We start from the raw sequence: 21936 nt of genomic DNA, 5'->3' as shown, positions 1-21936 counted from the left end.
CCGCAGCGCAGCCGTGCCGCGGGTCTGAGACCGAAAGCCGATGTGATTATTGCGCCGTCAGCACGGCGCGCAGCGCATCCATATCGGTGGTTGTATAGCTGTCGATGGTGTCTTTGGTGATCAGGGCCTGTGGCGTGGCCACCACGCGTGGCAATTCCTGCCCCGCGATAAGGCGCAACGCGACCTCCATCGCCACCTCACCTGTCAGAAGTGGAAAGCTGTCGACGGTTCCGGTCAAATCACCCGCACGCACCGCGGCATAGGCATCTGAAATCCCATCGGTGCCAAATACCGCTGTTTGCTGTTGTTTTCCCGCCGATTTCACGGCTTCGACAACGCCAAGCGCCATCCCGTCATTATTGGCATAAAAGCCGATCAGATCAGGATGTTGCTGTAAAATGGTGGCTGCGGCATTGAACGCAAGCTCGCGCGACCAATTCGCAGGCACAGAGGCCACGATATCAAAGTTACCATTTTCTGTGATTGTCTGGGTAAACCCTGCCGTGCGTTGCCCTGCAGCATAGACCCCGGCCTGACCTTCGATCACCGCGACTTTGCCGCCCTGTGGGTGGTTGTCGATGAACCACTGTGCCACGCGCACGCCGTTGTCCTTTTGCACATTGCCAACGTAATGGCGGGCTGTCGGGATGACCGCATCATTCACATTGACCACAGGCACCCCGGCCGCCGCAGCTTTTTCCAACGCCGGGATCAGGTTCGCATCGGTCTGAGGGGAGAAAAGCAGCGCATCAAACCCTTGCGAAATCAGCGTTTCGGCAATGGACAATTGTCCCAGCTGATCACCTTCGTTGCTGGCCGCCTGATAGACCACACCGACCGACTGCGCATCGGCAAAGGTTTTATAGCCCTCGCCAAGCGTGCGCCAATATTCGTTGGTCAGCGTTTTCGACACACCGCCAACCTTTGTGCCCTGTGCCGGTGTCGCCAAATCGCCAAAAGTAGCATCCAACTGTGACCAATCAATGCGGTCGGGTTCACTGTCTGAATTGAGCGGCGTCAGATCCTGTGCGCAAGCGGCGCCAATGGTGAAGATCAAAGCGCCAGAGGCCAGGGCCGTGTTTAAAAGATGTTGCATGTGGGTCTCCTCCCCGTTTCAACGTGTATGATGTCGGCGTATCAGCTGGCCAAAAGCTCTCCCCGCAGGGCCAGTTGCGCAATTTCTTGTCCGACAATTGGGTCTTGTAAGGCTTGGGCATCTCCCAACTTGTTGTTTGAGTCCATCAGCTCCACTGCTGCGATCATCCGGCGTACGGTGCGGATATTGGCGCTGCATTCGGCCACAGGATCAAGCCCGGACGCATCTGGAAATGTGTCGAAATAAATCGCCCCGTCATATCCACCACGTTTGACCGCCAGCAGCAGTTCCAGCGTGGCTTGCACATGCACGGCGCCCACCATCAGCCCGTCATCGCGCTTTGCATAGCCGTCGTTCAAGTGCATTCCAAATAATTTGGATCGGCGCATGATATGCGATGCTGACAGGGCGGGTTGTTCATTGGCATACAGCGAATGCGCGAAGTCGATCGTCACACCCAGATTGTCCGCGCCCACCTCATCAATGGCCATCAATGTCGTCGCGGCATCTGGCAAGAGTGAGAATGCGCGGGGCTCATTTGGTTTGTATTCAATCGAAATCATGCAGGTCGGATCATGGGCTGCGACCTCTGCGATGGCTTCGATTTCATCCGCCCACATGGTGCGGTAATCCCCCTGAAAACCATAATCGAATCCGTCTTGGCCAAGCCAAAGCGTCATCATCGGCGCATTCATTTCACCGGCGGCATCAATGCCGCGCTTGGTCATATCAATCGCTTCACGGCGCACCGCGCGATCAGGGTTGGTAAAGGCGCCCAATTTGAACGCAGGGTTGGAATAATAGCGCATCGCCAGTCCGGACACGCCAAGACCAGTGTCTGCGACCATCTTTGCCACTTCTTTGGGGCTATCGGTGACGTGATCGGGGTAGTTCAGATCCAGCTCTGTCAGCCCCTTTACGGTGGCCGCGCGCGCGATCATCTGCGCCAGCGACGGCTTGCCCGCCAGATCGGGCCAGTAGCGCGCCGCGTCTGAGGCAAAAGAATTGATACGGGTAGCAAAACGATGTCCAAGCATATGAATCTCCTTACTTCACAATATGTCGTATTGCTGTGAAGTTGTATAGTAAAAAATAAAATGCACTCCAGGAAAGTTTTAAAGTTATGTTTTTAAACGCTATTTTGAATGACTCACCAGGGGTGACATGGCGGTGGCCCGTGATAATGGTGCGATGAGCTATGCCGTTTTGACCGCCAAACATAAAAAACCGGCCGTGATGATGAAGATCACGGCCGGTTTTAATTTTGGATCAACGGGGCAGGAAATCCGCCGCCCCGAAAGAGTGGGCTCAGCGTAACAGCGTCAGCAGCTCGCCCATCGACTGTTTCGCGTCACCATAATACATCCGCGTGTTTTCTTTGAAGAACAGCGGGTTTTCGATGCCGGAATAGCCAGTGCCCTGACCACGTTTGGACACGAACACCTGTTTCGCCTTCCACACTTCCAGAACCGGCATGCCCGCGATGGGCGAATTCGGATCATCTTGTGCAGCCGGGTTCACAATGTCATTCGAGCCGATGACGATCACAACATCCGTTTGTGGGAAGTCGTCGTTGATCTCATCCATCTCCAGCACGATGTCATAGGGCACTTTCGCTTCGGCCAGCAAAACGTTCATGTGGCCGGGCAGGCGGCCCGCAACAGGGTGGATGGCAAAACGCACGTTCTTGCCTTCTTTGCGAAGCAGGGTCGTCAGCTCGGACACAGCTTGCTGTGCCTGCGCTACGGCCATGCCATAGCCCGGGACGATAACCACGCTATCGGCGTCTTTCAACGCTTCAGCAACACCGCCGGCGTCAATGGCGATCTGTTCGCCCTCAACTTCCATCGCAGGACCTGTGGTGCCGCCAAAGCCGCCCAAGATCACCGAAACAAAGGAACGGTTCATCGCCTTACACATGATATAAGACAAGATCGCCCCAGAAGACCCAACCAGCGCACCGGTCACGATCAGCAAGTCATTGCCAAGGCTGAAGCCGATGGCCGATGCCGCCCAACCGGAGTAGGAGTTGAGCATCGATACGACAACGGGCATATCCGCGCCGCCGATCCCCATGATCAGGTGATAGCCGATAAAGAACGCCAGCAGCGACATCAAAAGCAATGTCCACACGCCTGCGCCATTCATATACATCACCAGCAAAATCAACGAAACGATTGCCGCCGAAGCGTTCAGCATATGACCGCCCGGTAGCTTGCTGGCTTTGCCATCAACCTTACCGGCCAACTTGCCAAAGGCGATGATCGAACCGGTAAATGTGACCGCACCGATGAACACGCCCAGGAAGGTTTCCACCTTCAAGATCGCCACTTCGGCCATGGTCTTATGCGCAACAATTGCGGCGAACCCGCTAAGCGCGTCATAGGCGGCGGGCAGCGCACCCGTTTGCGCATGCTCGACAATGATCGGCATGACCGATGACAAAACGATATGCGTGTTGATGCCGATGAATACAGCCGCCAGACCGACAAAGCTGTGCAATGCGGCGACCAATTGCGGCATTGAGGTCATTTCGACCGTCTTCGCCAGATACCACCCCAGAACAGAGCCTGCGATGATGCCCAAACCGATCAGCCAATAAAAGCCGATGCCTTCACCAAACACCGTCGCAACCACGGCCAGCGCCATGCCGGCGATGCCATACCATACGGCGCGCTTGGCGCTTTCTTGTCCCGACAGACCGCCAAGACATAAGATGAACAGGATAGCGGACGCGATATACGCCGCAGAGATCAGTGCAATATCCATAGATCCTGCCCTCCTTTACGACTTTTGGAACATGGCAAGCATCCGGCGTGTTACCAGGAAGCCACCAACGATATTGATCGACGCAATCAGGATCGACACGAAGCTAAGCAGAACGACCAACCAGCCGCCCGTTACCTGACTGCCTGCACCAATCTGCAACAGCGACCCAAGGATGATGATCCCCGATACCGCATTGGTCACCGCCATCAACGGCGTGTGCAGGCTGTGGCTGACGTTCCAGATCACCTGGAACCCCACAAAACAGGCCAACACAAAGACCACGAAATGCGCCATGAACGAGGCCGGAGCGACCGATCCCACAAGCAGCAGCAAAACCGTGCCGCCAAGCAGCAGTCCGACCTGCGTCTTGGTTTGGGATTTGAACGCTGCAACTTCGGCGGCTTTCTTTTCCTCTGGCGTCAGTTCTTTCGCCTTTTCCTTCGGTTTTTGGGCCGCGATGGCCTTTACCTTGGGTGGCGGCGGCGGGAAGGTGATCTCATTGGCATGCACAACAGTGGCGCCACGGATCACATCGTCTTCCATGTTGTGATTGATTACACCGTCTTTGCCCGGCGTTAGATCATGCATCATGTGACGAATGTTGGTGGAATACAGCGAAGACGATTGCTGTGCCATCCGCGATGGGAAGTCGGTATAGCCGATAATGGTCACGCCATTATCCGAAACCACCTTCTCATCTTTCACGGTCAATTCGCAGTTGCCGCCACGTTCTGCTGCCAAATCCACGACGACAGAGCCGCGCTTCATCAATTCGACCATATCCTTGGTCCAAAGGATGGGCGCATCGCGTCCAGGGATCAGGGCCGTGGTGATGACGATATCGACATCAGGCGCAAGTTCGCGGAATTTCTTCAGCTGCGCCTCGCGAAATTCCGGGCTGGAGGGGGCCGCATAGCCACCTGTTGCCGCGCCATCCGTCTGGGCCTCTTCAAAATCCAGATAGACGAATTCCGCCCCCATGGACTCGATTTGCTCGGCCACTTCGGGACGCACGTCAAATGCGTAGGTGATCGCCCCCAACGAGGTCGATGCGCCAATCGCGGCCAAGCCAGCCACGCCGGCCCCGACAACCAGAACTTTGGCAGGTGGCACTTTGCCCGCGGCTGTTACCTGACCGGTGAAGAAGCGGCCAAAATTATTGCCAGCCTCCATAACGGCGCGGTAGCCTGCGATATTGGCCATGGATGACAGCGCATCCATTTTTTGCGCGCGCGAAATTCGCGGCACCATATCCATCGCAATAACGGTGGCGCCGGTGTCCTTCGCCTGCGCCATAAGCGCGTCGTTTTGGGCCGGGTAAAAGAATGAGATCAAGGTCTGCCCGGATGTCAGCTTGGCTGTTTCATCCATAGTTGGAGGGCGAACTTTGACAATGAAATCAACTGCCGAGAACAGTTCATCGGCAGAGCCGAGCACTGTTACACCCGCAGCTTCATAAGCGGTGTCCGCAAAGCCAGCCTTCTGGCCCGCGCCGGTTTGGATAAAGCATTCATGGCCCAGCTTTTGCAGCTGAAGCGCCGAGTCCGGCGTCATAGCAACGCGCGCCTCGCCCTCGAATACCTCCGATGGTGCGCCAATCTTCAAGTCTGTGTCCCCCTTCTACGGTTCCCGGCACGCAGATGGCTCCGGGTCGATATGTGGCGGTGTATCCTTAGCACCGCGCAATAATGTTTCACAAGCGTTCAAATAATCGAAACCCTTGGAAAGCTTTGATATTTGCAAAGCGCATAAACGGCACATCACAGTATGCAAATGTATGCCGTTAATTTTTCATTCTGTTTCATCGCTTTGAACAGAATGCAAATTTGTGCCGCGGGGGCAAACGCTTTTGTCGATCTCGGACAAAAGTCCTAAGGAATAGCCAAGGAAATAACGGGTTCGCGCTACAGCCAACGCCGCGTTTGGGTGCAGTAGCTGTCAAATTCAGAACCGAATGCTTGTCGAATCTGTGCTTCCTCGGCCAGGATATAGCGCTGTGTTATCAACCAGATAAAGATGGGCACCAAAAGCAGCCCATGCGGCGCATCCCAAATCAGGCAGAGCCCGGTCAAGATCAGTGCATCGCCCAGGTAAATCGGATTGCGTGATAGCGCAAACAAACCGCCCGTGACCAAAGCGGTAGGGTTGCGGCGCGGGATGAAGCTAGTGCGCTGTGCGGCCATTTGCGCCATCGCACCCACCAGCAATCCCACGCCCAGAAGGATGATCACCCAACCGACAGGCCGCCCGAATGAGATCTCTACCGGCACTATGGTTCCAAGGCACCAGATAATGGCTGCAGATATGGCCAGCCACAGCGGCGGTATATCAATCTCTTTTAACATCTCACCGGCGCCATCAAGATCCGTAAACAGTCAATTCGGGAAGGTCGGTCAAGGACACGTCCAGCAATCGCAGCGCAGGAAGTGACAGTTGACTGCCCGCTGTTGACGCATCGCCTGACGGGATCAGTTCCACCTGCGCGGATTTTCCGTTTGCCAGCTCCACCCGGCCTTTGGCAGGCGCGGTGACAAGCCCGGTTTTCAGCCAAAACCCAGGCATCGTCGGGTCGCCAAGGCTGGCGATTGTGGTGCCCAGCCGGGCCTGAGCCGCAGCGGGTTTTTTCACCGCCTCGGCGCGTTCTGCGGCACTGGTGGTGTCATAGGAATCGGCGCTGGCCGCCGCCGCGCTTGGCATGCCCTTAGTTGGCGCTTGTACCGGCGCAGGCGCGGCCACCGGTGCTGTGTCTTGCGCAGGTTTGCCAAATGGTGACGTGCAGCCTGCCAGTATCAAAACCCCGGCACCCCAGACGAAATATCGCATAAAATAGTCTTCCTTTATTAAATACAGCCCGACACGCATCGCGACATGCCCATGCGCTCACCTATGGTTGATCGTTAAGCTAGTGCGAAGCCCCCCCTGCATCAATGCGCATTGTCACATCTTGTCGTGGCAGGCCATGCAGCTTAGCTATAGCGGATGGAACACGCCCCCTTGATCGACCCTTTCGCCCGCCCGATTTCCTATCTTAGGATGTCGGTGACGGATCGTTGCGACTTTCGGTGCACCTATTGCATGGCCGAACATATGCAATTTCTGCCCAAGAAAGAGCTTTTGACACTGGAAGAGCTGGACAGGCTGGCCAGCGCCTTCATCGGGCTTGGCGTGCGTAAGCTGCGTGTTACAGGCGGTGAGCCGCTGGTGCGGCGCGATATCATGACTTTTTTCCGCTCCGTTTCAAGACATTTGGACACGGGTGCGCTGGAGGAGCTGACACTGACCACCAACGGGTCGCAATTGGCCCGGTTTGCGCCCGACCTTGCGGCTTTGGGAATGCGCCGGATCAATGTGTCTCTGGATACGCTGAACCCAGAGAAATTTGCCAAGATCACCCGCTGGGGGCGGCTGGAGCAGGTGATGCAGGGGCTGCAAGCGGCCAAGGCGGCGGGGCTGCGGGTCAAGATCAACAGCGTGGCATTAAAAGGGTTCAATGAAGACGAGCTGTTCGATCTGATCCATTGGTGTGGCGAGGAGGGCTTTGATCTGACCTTTATCGAGGTCATGCCGATGGGGGATCTGGGCGAAGAGGACAGGCTGGATCAATATTGGGCGCTGGACGACATGCGCGCCCGGATTGCCACGCGCCACCCAATGGTGGATCTGGCCGAGCGGACGGGCGGCCCTGCACGCTATGTTAAGCTGACCGACACGGGGCAAAAGATCGGCTTCATCACCCCGCTGACGCATAATTTTTGCGAAAGCTGCAACCGTGTACGCGTGACCTGCACGGGGGAGCTGTTCATGTGTCTGGGGCAAGAGGATAACGCCGATCTGCGCGCGCCCATCCGCATGGCACCAGATGATGACGGCCCCTTGATTGACACGATCCGCGCCGCAATCCTGCGCAAGCCCAAGGGCCATGATTTTGACTATTCACGCCAGTCGATCGCGGGGCAAATGACCCGACATATGAGCCATACCGGCGGTTAAGCTGTCAAAAATGTCAATTAGATAAGGAACCGCAGGCCCAGTCGCGCATTGTCGTATGACATAATGAAAGTGCGTCACCTATGTCCCGTTCAGAACACCCAGCCCAACGGATTTCCTGTACGGAATGTCCTTTGCGCGCGATGGATTGTTTTCTACCGTTCAGCGATAACGAATTGGCTTTTATGGAGCAGTTCAAAACCGGAGAGCTGATCGTTGACGCGGGCACCACAGTGCTGCTTGAAGGGGCATCAAGCCCGCAATTGTTCACAATATTTGACGGGATGGGATTGCGATATAAAACCCTGCCCGATGGTGCACGCCAAGTGCTTAATTTCGCCTTTCCGGGCGATTTCTTGGGCCTGCAAGCCGCATTGATGGGGGAGCTGAGCCATGGGTTTGAAGCCTCGACGCGGATGCGGTTATGTGTGTTTGATCGCAGCGCGATGTGGGATTTGCTGCGAGAACAGCCCCGCCGCGCCTTTGCCCTGACATGGTTGGCCGCACGCGAAGAACATCTGATGGCCGAAAGCCTGACAAGCGTTGGCCAGCGCCCGGCAGAGGCCCGGATTGCATGGGGACTGTTACAGGTTTTCGCCCGTATGAATGAGCTGGGCGAAGTAAAAGACCACCGCACCGTCATGCCATGGCGGCAGCAGGATCTGGCCGATGCTTTGGGCATGTCTTTGGTGCATACCAATAAAACGCTGGCCAAGCTACGCGCACAGGGGTTGGCGGATTGGCGGCGCGGCACGCTTTATGTGCCAGATGCCGCCAAATTGGCCGATTTTGCTGAAATTGAGCACATCAAGCCAGAGCGCCGCCCGTTGATTTGAACACGGTCAGCCCGAAATGGGCCGACCCCAAAGATCATAATCAGAGGCTTCGTCAACCTTTACCATCAACATATCGCCGGGTTTAAGTGCCTCAAACCCTTCGTCGATGAACAGGTTGCCGTCGATCTCGGGCGCATCTGCACGGGTGCGGCAGGTTGCGCCTTCCTCGTCTACCTCATCAACGATCACTTGCTGAACGGTGCCCACGCGGGCTTGCAGCTTGGCTTCTGAAATTGCTTGCGCCTTTTCCATGAACCGGTTCCAGCGATCCTGTTTGACTTCCGCCGGGACATGATCGGGCAGATCATTGGACCGTGCGCCAGCAACATTTTCATATTGGAAGCAGCCCACCCGATCCAGATTGGCCTCGTCCATCCAGTCCAGAAGATATTGGAACTCTGCCTCAGTTTCGCCAGGGTAGCCGACGATGAAGGTCGACCGCAGCACGATGTCGGGGCAAGAGGCGCGCCAGGCCGCGATCTCATCCAATGTCTTGGCCGATGCTGCCGGCCGTGCCATGCGTTTCAACACATCGGGATGGCCATGTTGGAACGGGATGTCCAGATAGGGCAGGGCCAGCCCCTCGGCCATCAGCGGAATCAGATCGCGCACATGCGGATAGGGATATACATAATGCAACCGCAGCCACGCCCCTGCATCGCGCGCCAATGTCCCCATTTCGCGGGTCAAATCGGTGATATGTGCGCGCACCTCACCGCCTTTCCAGGGGCTAAGATCATGTTTGCGATCTAGACCATAGGCAGATGTATCCTGACTGATCATCAGCAATTCGCGCACGCCAGCATCCAGCAGCTTTTCTGCCTCACGCAGGATCGCATGGGCCGGGCGCGATACCAGTTTGCCGCGCATGTCGGGGATAATGCAGAACTTGCACTTGTGGTTGCAACCCTCTGAAATCTTTAGATAACTGAAGTGGCGCGGTGTCAGTTTGATCCCGGCTGCGGGAAGCAGGTCCACAAAGGGATCGGGGCTGGGCGGAACCGCACCATGCACTGCGTCAAGCACCTGTTCAAATTGCTGTGGCCCTGTCACCGCCAACACTTTTGGATGTGCGCCAGTGATATATTCGGGATTGGCCCCCAGGCAGCCGGTCACGATCACCTTGCCGTTTTCAACAATCGCTTCTCCGATGGCCTCAAGGCTTTCGGCCTTGGCGCTGTCAAGAAAGCCGCAGGTGTTGACGATCACCGCATCTGCCCCGGTATAATCGGGTGAGATCGCATAGCCCTCTGCACGCAGCCGGGTTAAAATGCGTTCACTATCGACAAGCGCTTTGGGACAGCCAAGGCTAACCATCCCGATGGTTGGCTGGCCTGGCCGGGCTGGCTCATTGAAACGCGCTTGGGGCGCAAGATCGGGGCGGAGGCTGGGGGGATTCTGGCTCATACCCGCCCTATACACCCAAGCGCGCAATGCGGGAAGCGCCTAGATGATCGCGCGTGGTCCGCGCAGGCGCATTTTCATTCGCTGCGCCGGGTGACTTGGCTGCTGCAAATAAAAAAGGGCGCAGAGGCATTTCGCCCCCGCACCCTTAGTTGAATGTCTGATGCCGTATGGCCGAACGATCAGCGGCGGCGATCGCGGCGCGAGCTCATGGGTTGGAAGGCCACGCCGACATGCGCTTCGCAATAGGGTTTTCCAGCTTGCGACGGCAGGCCACAAAACCAGAATTCCTCTGTGGCCGGGTCGCCAATGGGCCATTTGCAGGTCCGCTCGGTCAGCTCCATCAGGCCAAGGCGTTTGGCATGTTTTTCAACTTCGCCTACTTTGGCCAGTGCCTCGGGGCTGATTTCATTGGCCGATGGCTGCGGGGGCAATGGTTGACCGGCTGGCACGATGGGCCGGCGGTTTGTCACCACGACAGGGGGCTGGGCCGAGGTCGTCATCGGCGGCGCCTTGGGTGCGGCAGCAGGGGTGGCCGGTTTTGGCTCTGGCTTTGGTGTGGGGGCTGCGGCCACGGCGGGTTTGGGTACGGGTTTCGCAGCTGCGGCCGGGGCGGCATCTGCCGCCGGTTTTGCCGCGGGTTCAGAGCCTGCGCCCGCGGTGCGGTTCGAAAGACCAAGACGGTGCACTTTGCCGATCACCGCATTACGGGTGACGCCACCCAGCTCTTTGGCGATCTGGCTGGCCGACTGGCCTTCGGCCCACATCTTCTTTAGGGTCTCGACGCGTTCATCGGTCCAGGACATGGGCTTCCTTTCGTTTTCGGGCATCCGGGCGCGGCCCTTGAGATCTGCACCCGGTCTTACAAGCTGACTTTTGTGCAAGCCAACTTTCATGCAAGCCAACCAGATACAACCCGGCGCGGGTGATTTCAAGATGTAGACATGCGCCAAGAGTTGTTCATTGCCGTTTCTCCCCCTAGATGGGGTAAAAAGACGACCGCTGCTGCAGTGGTGGCGGGCGTTAAACTGACGTGAAGAAGGCCATGCCCGGTTATGGCGCGAAAGGACGAAAGAATGTCTGTAGACCCGATTTCTGAGAAAACTGGTGCTGAGACGGCCCGGACGATGGGCGTGCGCCGGTTTGGGCGGGTGAATTGGCTGGGGTTGGCCAGCCTGTGTTGGCGAGAGAACCGCCGGTTTTTATCGGTGTGGCAACAGACGGTTCTGGCGCCTTTGATCACGGCCGGGCTGTTTTTGGTGGTGTTTGCTTTGGCCTTTGGGCAGGGGCGTGCCGATATCATGGGCGTGCCCTTTTTGAATTTTCTGGCACCGGGCATTTTGATGATGACGGTGATCCAGAACGCTTTTGCCAATACATCCTCTTCATTGGTCGTGGCCAAGGTGCAGGGCAATATTGTGGATACATTGATGCCGCCATTGGCCCCTTGGGAATTGGTTGTGGGCTATCTGGCGGGTGCGATCGGGCGGTCCCTGATAGTGTCGGTGGTGATCGCCCTGGGAATGTTTGTAGCGATGGGGCAGGGGGTGGCGCATCCGGTCTGGGCCTTGGTCTGGATGGTAATGGGTGCGATGCTGATGGGCGGGTTGGGGCTTATTGCCTCTATCTTGGCCAATAAATTCGATCAGATGGCCGCATTCACGAATTTTGTGATCACGCCCTTGTCGTTCCTGTCTGGCACATTCTATTCCGTTGAAGTTTTGCCACCGTTTTTCCGCAGCTTGTCGCATTGGAACCCGGTGTTCTATCTGATCGACGGGGCGCGTTACGGGATTTTGGGTGTTTCGGATGCCTCACCATGGCAAGGGCTGTGGGTTGTTACCGTTTGGCTGGCGCTTGTCTTGGGTGTGTCATGGTATTGGTTCCGCATCGGGTTTCGCCTGAAGGCGTGAGTGCGGTTGCACAAGGATCGCATTTGGCGCGCGGGGGGTGGATGCTGTGAGGGGCTCTGCCCCGCTCCGGCACGCCGGAGCCCCCGGGATATTGTTGGCAAGATGAAAGATGCCTGTATGGCAATGGCGCTTGGATATTGACCTTATTTGGGTTGTTGCGTATCTGGGGGGCATGATCACGTTGGATATTCATATCTTGGCGCTTCGACGCCGATAAATGACGCGCTTGGGCGCGGCTGCGTGATTTGATGTGGTGCGATGCCACAGTCCCCCTTCTATTCTTTGCAAACGGGTCTTGAACGTTGACAGCCCTTCGGGCTTGATGCACGTCAAAGCCTTCCTTTTCCGGAGTTCCGCTGATGATCGCCTCTGTTCTTCCCACCTATAACCGTGCACCGCTGGCTTTTGTTCGCGGTGAGGGGAGCTGGTTATTTACCGAGGATGGGCGCCGATATCTGGATCTGGGCGCGGGGATTGCGGTGAATGCATTGGGCCATGCCGCACCCGAGCTGGTGGCTGTTTTGACCGCGCAGGCGGAGAAATTATGGCATGTGTCCAACCTGTATGAGATCCCGGCGCAAAAGGCGCTGGCCGATATGTTGGTTGAAAAGACCTTTGGCGATACAGTGTTTTTCACCAATTCGGGCACGGAAGCGGCCGAATTGGCGATCAAGATGGCGCGGAAATATTGGTATGAGAGCGATCCTGCGCGTGTTGAGATCATCACTTTTGATGGCGCGTTTCATGGACGTTCAACCGGGGCAATTTCTGCCACGCCCAATTCCGAGAAAATGGTCAAAGGATTTGGGCCTTTGTTGCCGGGGTTCACGCAATTGCCTTGGGGGGCTATGGAGGCGCTGCGCGGTGCGGTGAGTGAGACGACGGCTGCGATCATGATTGAGCCTATCCAGGGGGAGGGCGGTATTCGTCCTGTCAGCGATGCGGATATGAAGGCGTTGCGCGCGTTATGCGATGAGACAGGCACGTTGTTGATTTTTGATGAGGTGCAATGTGGCGTGGCGCGCAGTGGCAAGCTGTTTGCGCATGAGTGGTCGGGTGTGACGCCTGATATTATGATGGTGGCCAAGGGGATTGGCGGCGGTTTCCCCTTGGGCGCAGTTGTGGCGACACAAGAGGCGGCGCGCGGCATGGTTGCAGGCACGCATGGTTCAACCTATGGTGGCAATCCATTGGGCTGTGCCGTGGGGGCAAAGGTTTTGGAAACCGTGTCGGATCCGGCGTTCTTGGCCCAGGTTCGGGAGAAGGCTGCAGCATGGCGGCAGTCTTTGGAAGGGCTGATCGCGGCGCATCCCGATGTGTTTGAAGAGGTCCGTGGTGAGGGGCTGATGTTGGGCCTTAAATGCCGGAAGCCGAATTTAGATTTGGTGAAAGCCGGTTACGAGGTTGGTTTGCTGACGGTTGCTGCGGCAGATAATGTCGTTCGATTGCTGCCGGCATTGAATATTTCGCACGCAGATATGGCCGAGGCGATCGCGCTTTTGGATCAGGCGGCGCAGACATTGGATGCGGCACAGTAAGGGACGGCCGGCACTGCCTGGCGCAAGAAAGAATGACGATGAAACATTTCCTAGATATTCACAAAACCAGTCAAGCCGAGCTGCGGTCGATGATTGACACTGCTAAGGCGGTGAAGACCGCACGGCAGGGGCAGCCTAAAGGCATGTTGGACACCGACAAGCCGCTGGATGGCCATATGGTGGCGCTGATTTTTGAAAAGCCCTCGACCCGGACCCGGGTCAGTTTCGATGTCGGTGTGCGGCAGATGGGCGGGCAGACGATGGTTTTGTCGGGCAAGGACATGCAATTGGGGCATGGTGAAACGATTGCCGATACTGCCCGGGTTCTGTCGCGCTATGTCGATCTAATCATGATCCGCACATTTGAAGAAGAAACACTGCTGGAGATGGCAGAACATGCCAGCGTTCCGGTGATCAATGGTTTGACCGATCGCACGCATCCTTGCCAGATCATGGCAGACGTGATGACATTTGAAGAACAGCGCGGGCCGATTGCGGGCAAGAAAGTCGTCTGGTCTGGTGATGGCAACAATGTCTGTGCGTCGTTTTTGCATGCGGCGGGCCAATTTGGATTTGATTTCACCTTTACCGGGCCATCGACGCTGGATCCCGAGCAAGAATGGGTGAATTTCGCCCGTAAGCAAGGTGTGAATGTGTCGATCGAACGCGATCCGGTCAAGGCGGTCACGGGGGCCGATCTGGTGGTCACGGATACCTGGGTTTCGATGCATGATCCGGAATCGGCCAAGGAACGTCGGCATAACCAGCTGCGGCCGTATCAGATCAATGCAGAGCTGATGCGCCACGCCAATGATGACGCGCTGTTCATGCATTGTTTGCCGGCCCATCGCAATGATGAAGCCACGAGTGAGGTCATGGATGGCCCACATTCGGTGATTTTTGAAGAGGCGGAGAACCGGCTTCACGCCCAAAAAGCCATTATGCGCTGGTGCTTGGGCAAATAAGCCCTTTGTGAGCCATGCCTTTGAAACATGTGACAGGCCTATTTGTCTGATCGGCCTGTCACACTATTTGCGCCGCGATGTAATGAATTCTCTGGGGGATCCAAGATGGCTGATGTGAAAACGATGTTGCTTGGTGTGCCGCTGGATTGCGGCAAGCGTGCGCGCGGCTGTTTAATGGGGCCTGACGGGTATCGTGTGGCCGGCCTGGTCGAGGCATTGACCGATCTGGGCCGCGATGTGACTGACCTTGGCAACCTGTCGCCTGCACCATCGCGCCCGATGGATGCGCCTGCGCCACTGTATAAGCTGGCCGAAACCGTCGCCTGGACCGAGGCCCTGTTGGATGCCGGCATACGCGCGGCGCAAGAGGGGTTTCCGATCTTTATGGGCGGTGATCATGCTTTGGCGATGGGCAGCGTGGCAGCCATGGCCGCCCATGCGTCTGATCTGGATCGTCCGCTGTTTGTGTTGTGGCTGGATGCGCATCCCGATTTCCACACCCCGCACAGCACAGACAGCGGGAATTTGCACGGCACGCCAATGGCATATGTGACTGGACGGGATGGGTTTGATGCGTTCCCGGCCCTGCGTGCGACGGTTGATCCAGCACATGTATGTATGATTGGTCTGCGCTCAGTTGATCCTGCTGAACGCGAAGCCCTGGCACAAAGCGATGTGGTGATCCATGACATGCGTGCGATTGACGAACATGGGATCGCGCAACCGCTTAGCGACTTTCTAGACCGTGTGCGCGCTGCCAATGGGATGTTGCATGTCAGCCTAGACGTTGATTTTCTTGATCCGTCGATCGCGCCTGCGGTGGCGACCACGGTCCCGGGCGGAGCGACCTTTCGTGAAGGCCACCTGGTGATGGAAATCTTGCATGACAGCGGGCTGGTGACCTCGCTCGATCTAGTTGAACTGAACCCGCCGATGGATGAACGTGGGAAGACCGCGGCCTTGATGGTGGATTTGACTGCGTCGCTGTTCGGGCGGCGGGTGTTCGACCGCCCGACTCATCGGCATTAGCCAAGCGGGTCAGGCCGCGCTGTAATGGCGCCTTCTGACAGGTTCAGATCGGCCTCGGCGCGGGTCCTGGGCAGGGCCTTGGGGTGATTTTCCTGAATATATGCGATCAGCCCTTCGCGCATTTCACATCGCAAATCAAAGACTTTGGGCGCGGTGCGCGCCGATATCAGCACACGCACCTCCATCACCCTTTCGCGAAAATCCGTTACTTGCATCGCGTAAACTTTTCCATCCCACAACGGATTGCGCGCCGCGATTTCGCGTCCGGCGCTGCGCAGCGTGTCGATTGGGGCGCTGTGATCCAGATAGAACATACAGGTCCCGATCAGCTCTGCATTCTCGCGCGTCCAGTTCTGGAACGGCTGTTCGATGAAATATGACAGCGGCACCACCAGACGGCGCCAATCCCAAAGCTTGAGCACGACATAGGTCGAGGTGATCTCTTCGACCCAGCCCCATTCGCCTTCGACAATCAGCGCGTCGTCGATGCGGATCGGTTGTGTCAGCGCAAGCTGAATGCCGGCAATCAGGTTTTTCAACAAGGGCTGTAAGGCCAGGCCGACCACAATCCCTGCCGCGCCGCCCGCCGCCAGCAAGGACACACCATATTGGCGCACGGCAGGAAAGGTCATTAAGGCGGCAGCAATAGCAAAGACGACGATCATCACATTCGCAACGCGCAGTAAAATTCGGGTCTGCGTGACATGTTTGCGGGCCAGAAGGTTGTCTTCGGCATCCAGTTTGAACCTGCGCATATGCAACGTGGTCCAGATGAACAGTGCCGTATGGCAGATCCAGGCGATGCAGATAATGAAACTGACCAACAGAATGTGGCCCAGGATCCTTGCTGCCTGATCCGACATCGGGGCGGTTTTGATCCCGATACCAACACCCGCAATCAGAAGCACCATCCGCAGCGGCTGCGCCGAACGTGACACAAGGGAGCGCCAGAACAGATCGCGCGATGCCACCATCCGCGTCAGCATACTTAGTACAAACCGATACAGCAGTAGCGCGGCCAGAGCGAAAACCACCAGCACCAGAACGCTGGCCGCCCAATCGGGCAAGAACCGGGTGGTTTGTTCAACCGCCGCACCAACGGCTTCGGTAACGCTGTCTTCAATATGCTGGATGTCTTGCGGCAGGGTGGTTGGGTCCATCATGGGTCCTTCATACTGTGGTCTTTATTCAGCGGCCTTTGCTGCAACGCAGCATGATGGCAGCCTTGGCCATAAGTCAAACCCGTGGGGGTCACAAACTGGCGACATCGCGATAGCGCGGGGCTGGGTGCGAAGCTGGTCCGAGTGTTGGCGAGAGGTGCCAAACATGTGCAAATTCGTGAATTTTAGTTGTCTGCCCCGGTAAACGCGTTAAGCTGACGCAGGGGAGGACCAAATGGCACGAGCGTCATTAACCGGCACGCGCATACGCGAGCGCCGCACGGCTTTGGGTATGAAACAGGCGGACCTGGCGCGCCAAGTTGGAATTTCCCCGGCCTATATTAACCTGATCGAACACAATCGCCGCCGCGTCAGCGAGGCGCTGCTAGAGACGGTAGCGCAGGTTTTGGGCGTTGATACGGTCGCGCTGGCCGAGGGGGCGGAGGGTGCTTTATTCGATGGGTTGCGCGAGGCCGCGGCACGCGCACAACAGGATCGTCCCGGCGTATATTTCGCAGACCGGTCCTTGGCTGCATGGCCAAAAGCGGGTGCAAGCAAAGCCGATCGCAGCGATATCGAACGCCCGGAAATCGACCGGATCGAAGAATTTGTCGGACGATTTCCCGGCTGGGCCAATTTATTGGGAATGGAACAGGCCCGCGTGACCCGGCTGGAGCGCGTGTTGGAACAATTTTCCGAACGCATGGCGCAAGACCCTTTCTTGCTTGATAGCCTGCATGAGGTTTTGTCGGCGGTTACGTCTTTGCGCTCTACCTCAGCGATCTTGGCAGATGAGCCGCAAATAGAACCGGAATGGCGCGATCGTTTCTTGCGCACGATCCAGGAAGAAAGTAGCCGCTTGGCGGGCACGGCAGAGGCGCTCGTGGGTTATTTGGACAGCCAGCAAGAGGCCGAGACCGGGCTGTCTTCGCCACAAGAACAGGTGGAAGCCTGGTTGGAAACCCACCACTGGCATATGCCAGAGCCGCCCGAACAAGACAGGAATTCAAACTCAGTTACGGGCGCGAAGAGTGCCAATGATGATCATCAAGGTGCGGCTGTAAAGGCGATCGCTGATGTGCCGGAGCTTGCGTCGGGGGCGGCGCGTACAATGGCACTGGCCCATGTGACGCGCGCGCGCGCGGACGCGCAGGCATTGCCGTTGGAGCCATTTGTCGCCGCATTACAAAGCTTTGGACCCGATCCGGGGCTACTGGCGCAGCGTTTCGATGTCGAACCTGCGCAGGTGTTTCGCCGTTTGGCGACGCTGCCGCCCGATATTCAGGGCGTGCCGCCAATTGGTTTGGTCGTCTGTGACGGCGCAGGCGCGATGACGTTTCGCCGACCTGTCCCGGGGTTTTCGTTGCCGCGTTTTGGCGCGGGGTGCCCGCTGTGGCCTTTGTACGAGGCCTTGGCCCGTCCTATGCAGCCCATCCGAATGGTGATTGATATTGCTGGGCGGCTGCCACAGCGGTTCTTGACCTATACGTGGTGTGCGCCGCATCGGCCCGGCAGTTTCTCGGCGCCGCGTGGCGGGGCGATGCCGATGCTGAGTGAATCGATGATGCTGATCTTGCCACCCCCTACGGATGAGGCCTCTGGCGCGCGTCCTGTGGGGACCTCATGTCGGGTGTGCCCACGCGGGGATTGCCCGGCCCGGCGCGAGCCGTCGATCCTGTTTGAACGTTAGGACGATGGTCGCGGCCCGGTTAAATTGACAGCCCCCGCATGGCGGGCGTAAACCTTATCTTGGGGAGGACGCAGATGATGCAAAAGCAAGTGCTGCTGATCGAGGACGAGCCGCATATCGCTGAGGCTGTGCGATTCATCTTGTCGCGTCGTGGATGGGCTGTGTCTGTTGAAAGCGACGGGCAACGTGCGCCTGCGCAGGTGCGTGCGCTGCGCCCTGATGCGGTGATCTTGGATATGATGTTGCCCGGGCGCTCTGGGTTGGAAATCCTGGCGGATTTGCGCGCTGATCCCATGTTTCGCAACTTGCCGGTGTTGATGCTGACAGCGCGTGGTCAGGCGCGCGACCGTGATGCGGCACATAAGGCAGGGGCGACGGCGTTTTTGGCAAAACCTTTCGCCAATGCCGAGCTGCTAACCGTGCTAGAACAGATTGCGCTGCCTGCCGTTGCTTCTTGCGATAGCGTCCCAGATCACCCGGCGCCACCACGGTGATGGGAAAATCCGCGCAACCGCTGTTTCTGGCGCGCCGCGCCTATCGCCGCCGTCGGATGATGGATGCGGTGCGGTTGTTGCCTATCCTTGGGGCCGTGTTGATCTTGATACCGGGCTATTGGCATGTGGGCGATACGACCGGCGCGCAGGCGGATACTGTCAGTGTGGCGGCGGGGGGGCTGTATCTATTTGCGGTCTGGCTGGGGTTGGTCGTGCTGGCCTTTGGGCTGGCGCGGGGGCTTGGCCCGACCCTGACAGAAGAAGAGCTTCCGGAAAGTTCAACGCCCGAGCAGCGCATCCGGGCCGAGGCCGCGGCCCTTGCGCAAAGCGCTGACTGACCGGAGCCGCCGATGCCATTTAAAATTCTGGTCACGGTCTGTCTGGCCTATGTGATCTTGCTTTTTGTGGTGGCGTTTCTGGCCGAGCGCCGGGCGCTGCGTGGGCAGACGCGATTCCTGCACAGCCCTTGGGTCTATACCCTGTCTTTGTCGATCTATTGCACAGCATGGACCTTTTACGGTGCGGTGGGCTATGCGGCGCGGTCGGGGTTAGAGTTCTTGACAATTTATCTGGGGCCGACATTGGTTTTTGTGGGCTGGTGGTGGGTGTTGCGAAAATTGGTGCGCATTGGCCGGGCGTATCGCGTGACTTCAATTGCGGATCTGATTTCCTCGCGTTTTGGTAAATCCAATACCTTGGGTGTGATTGTGACATTGATGGCGGTCGCTGCGGCCACCCCCTATATTGCGCTGCAACTGCAATCTGTGACCGAAAGCTTTGGCGCCTTTGTTACTCCGGCACCCGACGACCCGGTTTTGCCCGGTCAGGGGCCGACAGCCCTGTGGATTGCCTGCGGCCTGACGCTGTTCACTATTTTATTCGGCACGCGCAATCTGGATGCCAATGAACGCCACCACGGCGTTGTCATGGCCATTGCGCTGGAGGCCGTGGTAAAGTTGATCGCGCTTTTGGCGGTGGGTATTTTCGTGGTGTGGGGCATTGCGGATGGGCCGATGGATGTGCTGTCGCGCATTGATGCCGCGGCACGGCCGGGCTGGCATCTGGACCCGGGGCGGTTTGCCGGATTGACCTTTGTATCGGCGGCGGCTGTGTTGACGTTGCCGCGCATGTTTCAGGTTCTGGTGGTGGAAAATGTTGATGAACGGCATCTGGCGACGGCCAGCTGGGCGTTTCCAGCCTATCTGCTGCTGATGAGCATTTTTGTTTTGCCCATTGCCGCAATCGGTTTGGAATTGCTGCCTGCGGATGCAAACCCAGATTTGTTTGTCCTGACCCTGCCACTGGGGGAAGAGCGTGGGAACCTTGCGCTATTGGCGTTTTTGGGCGGGTTTTCTTCGGCCACATCAATGGTGATTGTGGTGGCGATTGCGCTGGCAACGATGGTGTCGAACCATATTGTCACCCCGCTGTGGTTGGCGCTGCGGCGCGGGACCGAACCTGATGTGCGCGGGCTGGTGCTGTTTTCGCGGCGGGTGTCGATCGCGATCGTTCTGGCGATGGGATATGGTTATTATCAGCTCTCTGGCGGATCGGGCGCTTTGGCCGAGATCGGGTTGATCGCTTTCGTCGGGGCCGCGCAGGTTTTGCCAGCAATGTTGGGCGGGATTTATTGGCGCGGTGCCACGCATCAGGGCGCGCAGGCGGGTTTGGTATTGGGCGCGGCGATCTGGCTTTACACTCTGTTTTTGCCCAGCTTTGGCGAGGCGGGGCTGTTTACCGCTGCGCTGATGGAGCACGGACCTTATGGTCTGCACTGGCTGCGCCCTCAGGCGTTGTTCGGGATTGAGGGGCTGGACCCGCTGCTGCATGCAATATTTTGGTCATTCTTGCTGAATACGGCCGCATTTTTGATCCTGTCTCTGATCAGTTTTCCACCGCCGATGGAGCGGTTGCAAGGCGTCGCTTTTGTGAATGTGTTTGATCAAAGCCACGGCTCGCAAAACTGGCAACAAACCGGGGCAGAGCCAGAGGACCTGCTGTCCATGGCGCAGCGAATTTTGGGTGCGGCACCCGCACAAAATTTCTTTCAGGCGCAAGCGCAGGCACAGGGTAAGGCCGGCTGGCTGCCCGATCCCACGGCGCAATTCCTAACCGCATTGGAACGCAAGTTGGCCGGCTCTGTCGGGGCGGCCACGGCGCACGCGATGTTGGCGCAATTGGCACAAGGGGCGCGGGTTTCGGTCGAAGACCTGATCGCGATGGCTGGCGAAGCTGCTGAGATTAAAGAACATTCCGCACAGCTTGAGACACAGTCAGCAGAGCTGACGCGCGTGGCCTCTCGGTTGAAAGAGGTCAATGAGAAGCTTACAGAATTGTCGGTGCAAAAGGATGCATTTTTGGGCCAGATCAGCCATGAACTGCGCACGCCGATGACTTCTATCCGGGCTTTTTCGGAAATCTTGATGGAGCCTGATTTGCCTGAAGCGATGCGGGTGCAATACAGTGAAATCATTCATGAAGAATCCCGCCGATTGACACGATTGCTGGATGATTTGTTGGATTTGGCGGTATTGGAGCATCGCAAAGTGCAGTTGAATATTACCGTCGCCAATTTGCATGATCTGCTGAACCGGGCGGTGCAGGCGGCCTCAAGCACGCGGCCCGAGCGCAGTTTTAAAATTGAGCGTGACTTCCCCGCCGAACATATGCCGGTTTTCACGGATTGTGATCGTCTGGTTCAAGTTTTCATCAATCTCATTTCAAATGCACGGAAATATTGTGCTGCAGAGCCGGGCGTTTTGCGGGTTGAATTGCATCGGCGCGGCAACATGATTGATGTGGATTTTATTGACAATGGGCAGGGCATTCCAACCCGATCACAGGCGCTGATATTCGAGAAGTTTTCGCGCCTTAGCGATATGTCGCGGGCAGGTGGTGCGGGGTTGGGGCTGGCAATCTGTCGTGAAATCATGGTCAATTTGGGTGGGGAAATTGCCTATCTTCCCGGTCAGGGCGGGGCCGCATTTCGTGTGTCATTGCCGCTGCGCAGCAGCATTTCTGCGCCTTCCCCTGCGGAAACCCTCTAAGATGCCGA

General features: G+C 57.4%; 20 protein-coding genes. 11 read left to right on the top strand and 9 right to left on the bottom strand.

Translation table 11 applies throughout. The annotated features are described in order from the left end of the window. Nucleotides 1-46: 46 nt before the first annotated feature. Nucleotides 47-1096, bottom strand: a complete 1050-nt coding sequence (locus tag BFP70_RS10865) for a substrate-binding domain-containing protein (RefSeq protein ID WP_066011594.1) — start codon at nt 1094-1096, stop codon at nt 47-49. A 41-nt stretch (nt 1097-1137) separates the two neighbouring features. Beyond that, on the bottom strand, nt 1138-2133 hold the full coding sequence (locus BFP70_RS10860) for a TIM barrel protein (protein WP_066011593.1): 996 nt from the start codon (nt 2131-2133) through the stop codon (nt 1138-1140). A gap of 127 nt (nt 2134-2260) precedes the next feature. Between BFP70_RS10860 and BFP70_RS21035 the strand changes: the two genes are divergently transcribed. After that, on the top strand, nt 2261-2413 hold the full coding sequence (locus tag BFP70_RS21035) for a hypothetical protein (protein WP_176715549.1): 153 nt from the start codon (nt 2261-2263) through the stop codon (nt 2411-2413). Here the strand turns inward: BFP70_RS21035 and BFP70_RS10855 are convergent. From BFP70_RS10855 to BFP70_RS10840, 4 genes are all read right to left on the bottom strand, one after another. After that, nucleotides 2405-3865: an NAD(P)(+) transhydrogenase (Re/Si-specific) subunit beta gene (locus tag BFP70_RS10855; RefSeq protein WP_066011592.1), complete on the bottom strand. Its 1461-nt coding sequence runs from the start codon at nt 3863-3865 to the stop codon at nt 2405-2407. The genes BFP70_RS21035 and BFP70_RS10855 overlap by 9 nt on opposite strands. A 15-nt stretch (nt 3866-3880) precedes the next feature. Then, entirely contained in the window at nt 3881-5470 is a 1590-nt protein-coding gene (locus tag BFP70_RS10850; protein WP_066011591.1) for a Re/Si-specific NAD(P)(+) transhydrogenase subunit alpha, read from the bottom strand. A 299-nt stretch (nt 5471-5769) separates the two neighbouring features. Further along, on the bottom strand, nt 5770-6210 hold the full coding sequence (locus tag BFP70_RS10845; protein ID WP_066011590.1) for an isoprenylcysteine carboxylmethyltransferase family protein: 441 nt from the start codon (nt 6208-6210) through the stop codon (nt 5770-5772). 13 nt (nt 6211-6223) lie between these two features. Further along, entirely contained in the window at nt 6224-6688 is a 465-nt protein-coding gene (locus tag BFP70_RS10840) for a hypothetical protein (RefSeq protein ID WP_066011589.1), read from the bottom strand. Nucleotides 6689-6844: 156 nt separating this feature from the next. Between BFP70_RS10840 and moaA the strand changes: the two genes are divergently transcribed. Both moaA and BFP70_RS10830 read left to right on the top strand, forming a co-directional pair. Then, nucleotides 6845-7855, top strand: a complete 1011-nt coding sequence (gene moaA / locus BFP70_RS10835) for a GTP 3',8-cyclase MoaA (protein ID WP_066011588.1) — start codon at nt 6845-6847, stop codon at nt 7853-7855. 80 nt (nt 7856-7935) lie between these two features. Further along, a complete protein-coding gene (locus tag BFP70_RS10830; RefSeq protein WP_066011587.1) occupies nt 7936-8688 on the top strand; it encodes a Crp/Fnr family transcriptional regulator in 753 nt (250 codons plus the stop codon). 6 nt (nt 8689-8694) lie between these two features. On the opposite strand, the gene rimO is transcribed toward BFP70_RS10830, so the two are convergent. Next, complete coding sequence (gene rimO, locus BFP70_RS10825) at nt 8695-10095, bottom strand: 30S ribosomal protein S12 methylthiotransferase RimO (RefSeq protein ID WP_066011586.1); 1401 nt, start codon at nt 10093-10095, stop codon at nt 8695-8697. 179 nt (nt 10096-10274) lie between these two features. Continuing rightward, on the bottom strand, nt 10275-10898 hold the full coding sequence (locus BFP70_RS10820) for a GcrA family cell cycle regulator (protein ID WP_066011585.1): 624 nt from the start codon (nt 10896-10898) through the stop codon (nt 10275-10277). Nucleotides 10899-11168: 270 nt separating this feature from the next. Between BFP70_RS10820 and BFP70_RS10815 the strand changes: the two genes are divergently transcribed. From BFP70_RS10815 to rocF, 4 genes are all read left to right on the top strand, one after another. Further along, nucleotides 11169-12005, top strand: coding sequence for an ABC transporter permease (locus BFP70_RS10815; protein ID WP_255356672.1), 837 nt, complete (start codon nt 11169-11171; stop codon nt 12003-12005). Nucleotides 12006-12364: 359 nt separating this feature from the next. Next, on the top strand, nt 12365-13543 hold the full coding sequence (locus tag BFP70_RS10810; protein WP_066011584.1) for an aspartate aminotransferase family protein: 1179 nt from the start codon (nt 12365-12367) through the stop codon (nt 13541-13543). Nucleotides 13544-13581: 38 nt separating this feature from the next. Beyond that, nucleotides 13582-14508 carry an ornithine carbamoyltransferase gene (argF, locus tag BFP70_RS10805; protein WP_066011583.1) on the top strand — a complete coding sequence of 309 codons (927 nt, stop codon included), beginning with the start codon at nt 13582-13584 and terminating at the stop codon, nt 14506-14508. Between the two features lie 105 nt (nt 14509-14613). Next, nucleotides 14614-15537 (top strand): arginase, encoded by a 924-nt coding sequence (rocF, locus tag BFP70_RS10800; protein WP_066011582.1) that lies wholly within the window; start codon nt 14614-14616, stop codon nt 15535-15537. Here the strand turns inward: rocF and BFP70_RS10795 are convergent. Next, the gene (locus BFP70_RS10795) at nt 15534-16700 is read right to left on the bottom strand and encodes a mechanosensitive ion channel family protein (protein WP_255356671.1); all 1167 of its coding nucleotides are present in this window, start codon (nt 16698-16700) and stop codon (nt 15534-15536) included. The genes rocF and BFP70_RS10795 overlap by 4 nt on opposite strands. A 232-nt stretch (nt 16701-16932) precedes the next feature. Here BFP70_RS10795 and BFP70_RS10790 point away from each other — a divergent pair, with 232 nt between their 5' ends. The 4 genes from BFP70_RS10790 to BFP70_RS10775 all read left to right on the top strand — a co-directional run bounded on the left by BFP70_RS10790 (nt 16933) and on the right by BFP70_RS10775 (nt 21928). After that, nucleotides 16933-18387: a short-chain fatty acyl-CoA regulator family protein gene (locus BFP70_RS10790; protein WP_066011581.1), complete on the top strand. Its 1455-nt coding sequence runs from the start codon at nt 16933-16935 to the stop codon at nt 18385-18387. Between the two features lie 77 nt (nt 18388-18464). Beyond that, a complete protein-coding gene (locus BFP70_RS10785) occupies nt 18465-18881 on the top strand; it encodes a response regulator transcription factor (protein ID WP_066011580.1) in 417 nt (138 codons plus the stop codon). Then, nucleotides 18881-19219 carry a hypothetical protein gene (locus tag BFP70_RS10780; RefSeq protein WP_066011579.1) on the top strand — a complete coding sequence of 113 codons (339 nt, stop codon included), beginning with the start codon at nt 18881-18883 and terminating at the stop codon, nt 19217-19219. Before BFP70_RS10785 ends, BFP70_RS10780 begins: the two co-directional genes overlap by 1 nt. A gap of 12 nt (nt 19220-19231) precedes the next feature. Further along, nucleotides 19232-21928, top strand: a complete 2697-nt coding sequence (locus tag BFP70_RS10775) for an ATP-binding protein (RefSeq protein WP_066011578.1) — start codon at nt 19232-19234, stop codon at nt 21926-21928. Nucleotides 21929-21936: the final 8 nt, after the last annotated feature.

Source organism: Thioclava sp. SK-1 (assembly GCF_001705665.1).
Taxonomy (GTDB): domain Bacteria; phylum Pseudomonadota; class Alphaproteobacteria; order Rhodobacterales; family Rhodobacteraceae; genus Thioclava.
The sequence above is the reverse complement of the archived record's forward strand: the minus strand, read 5'-3'. Positions and strand labels throughout refer to the sequence as shown.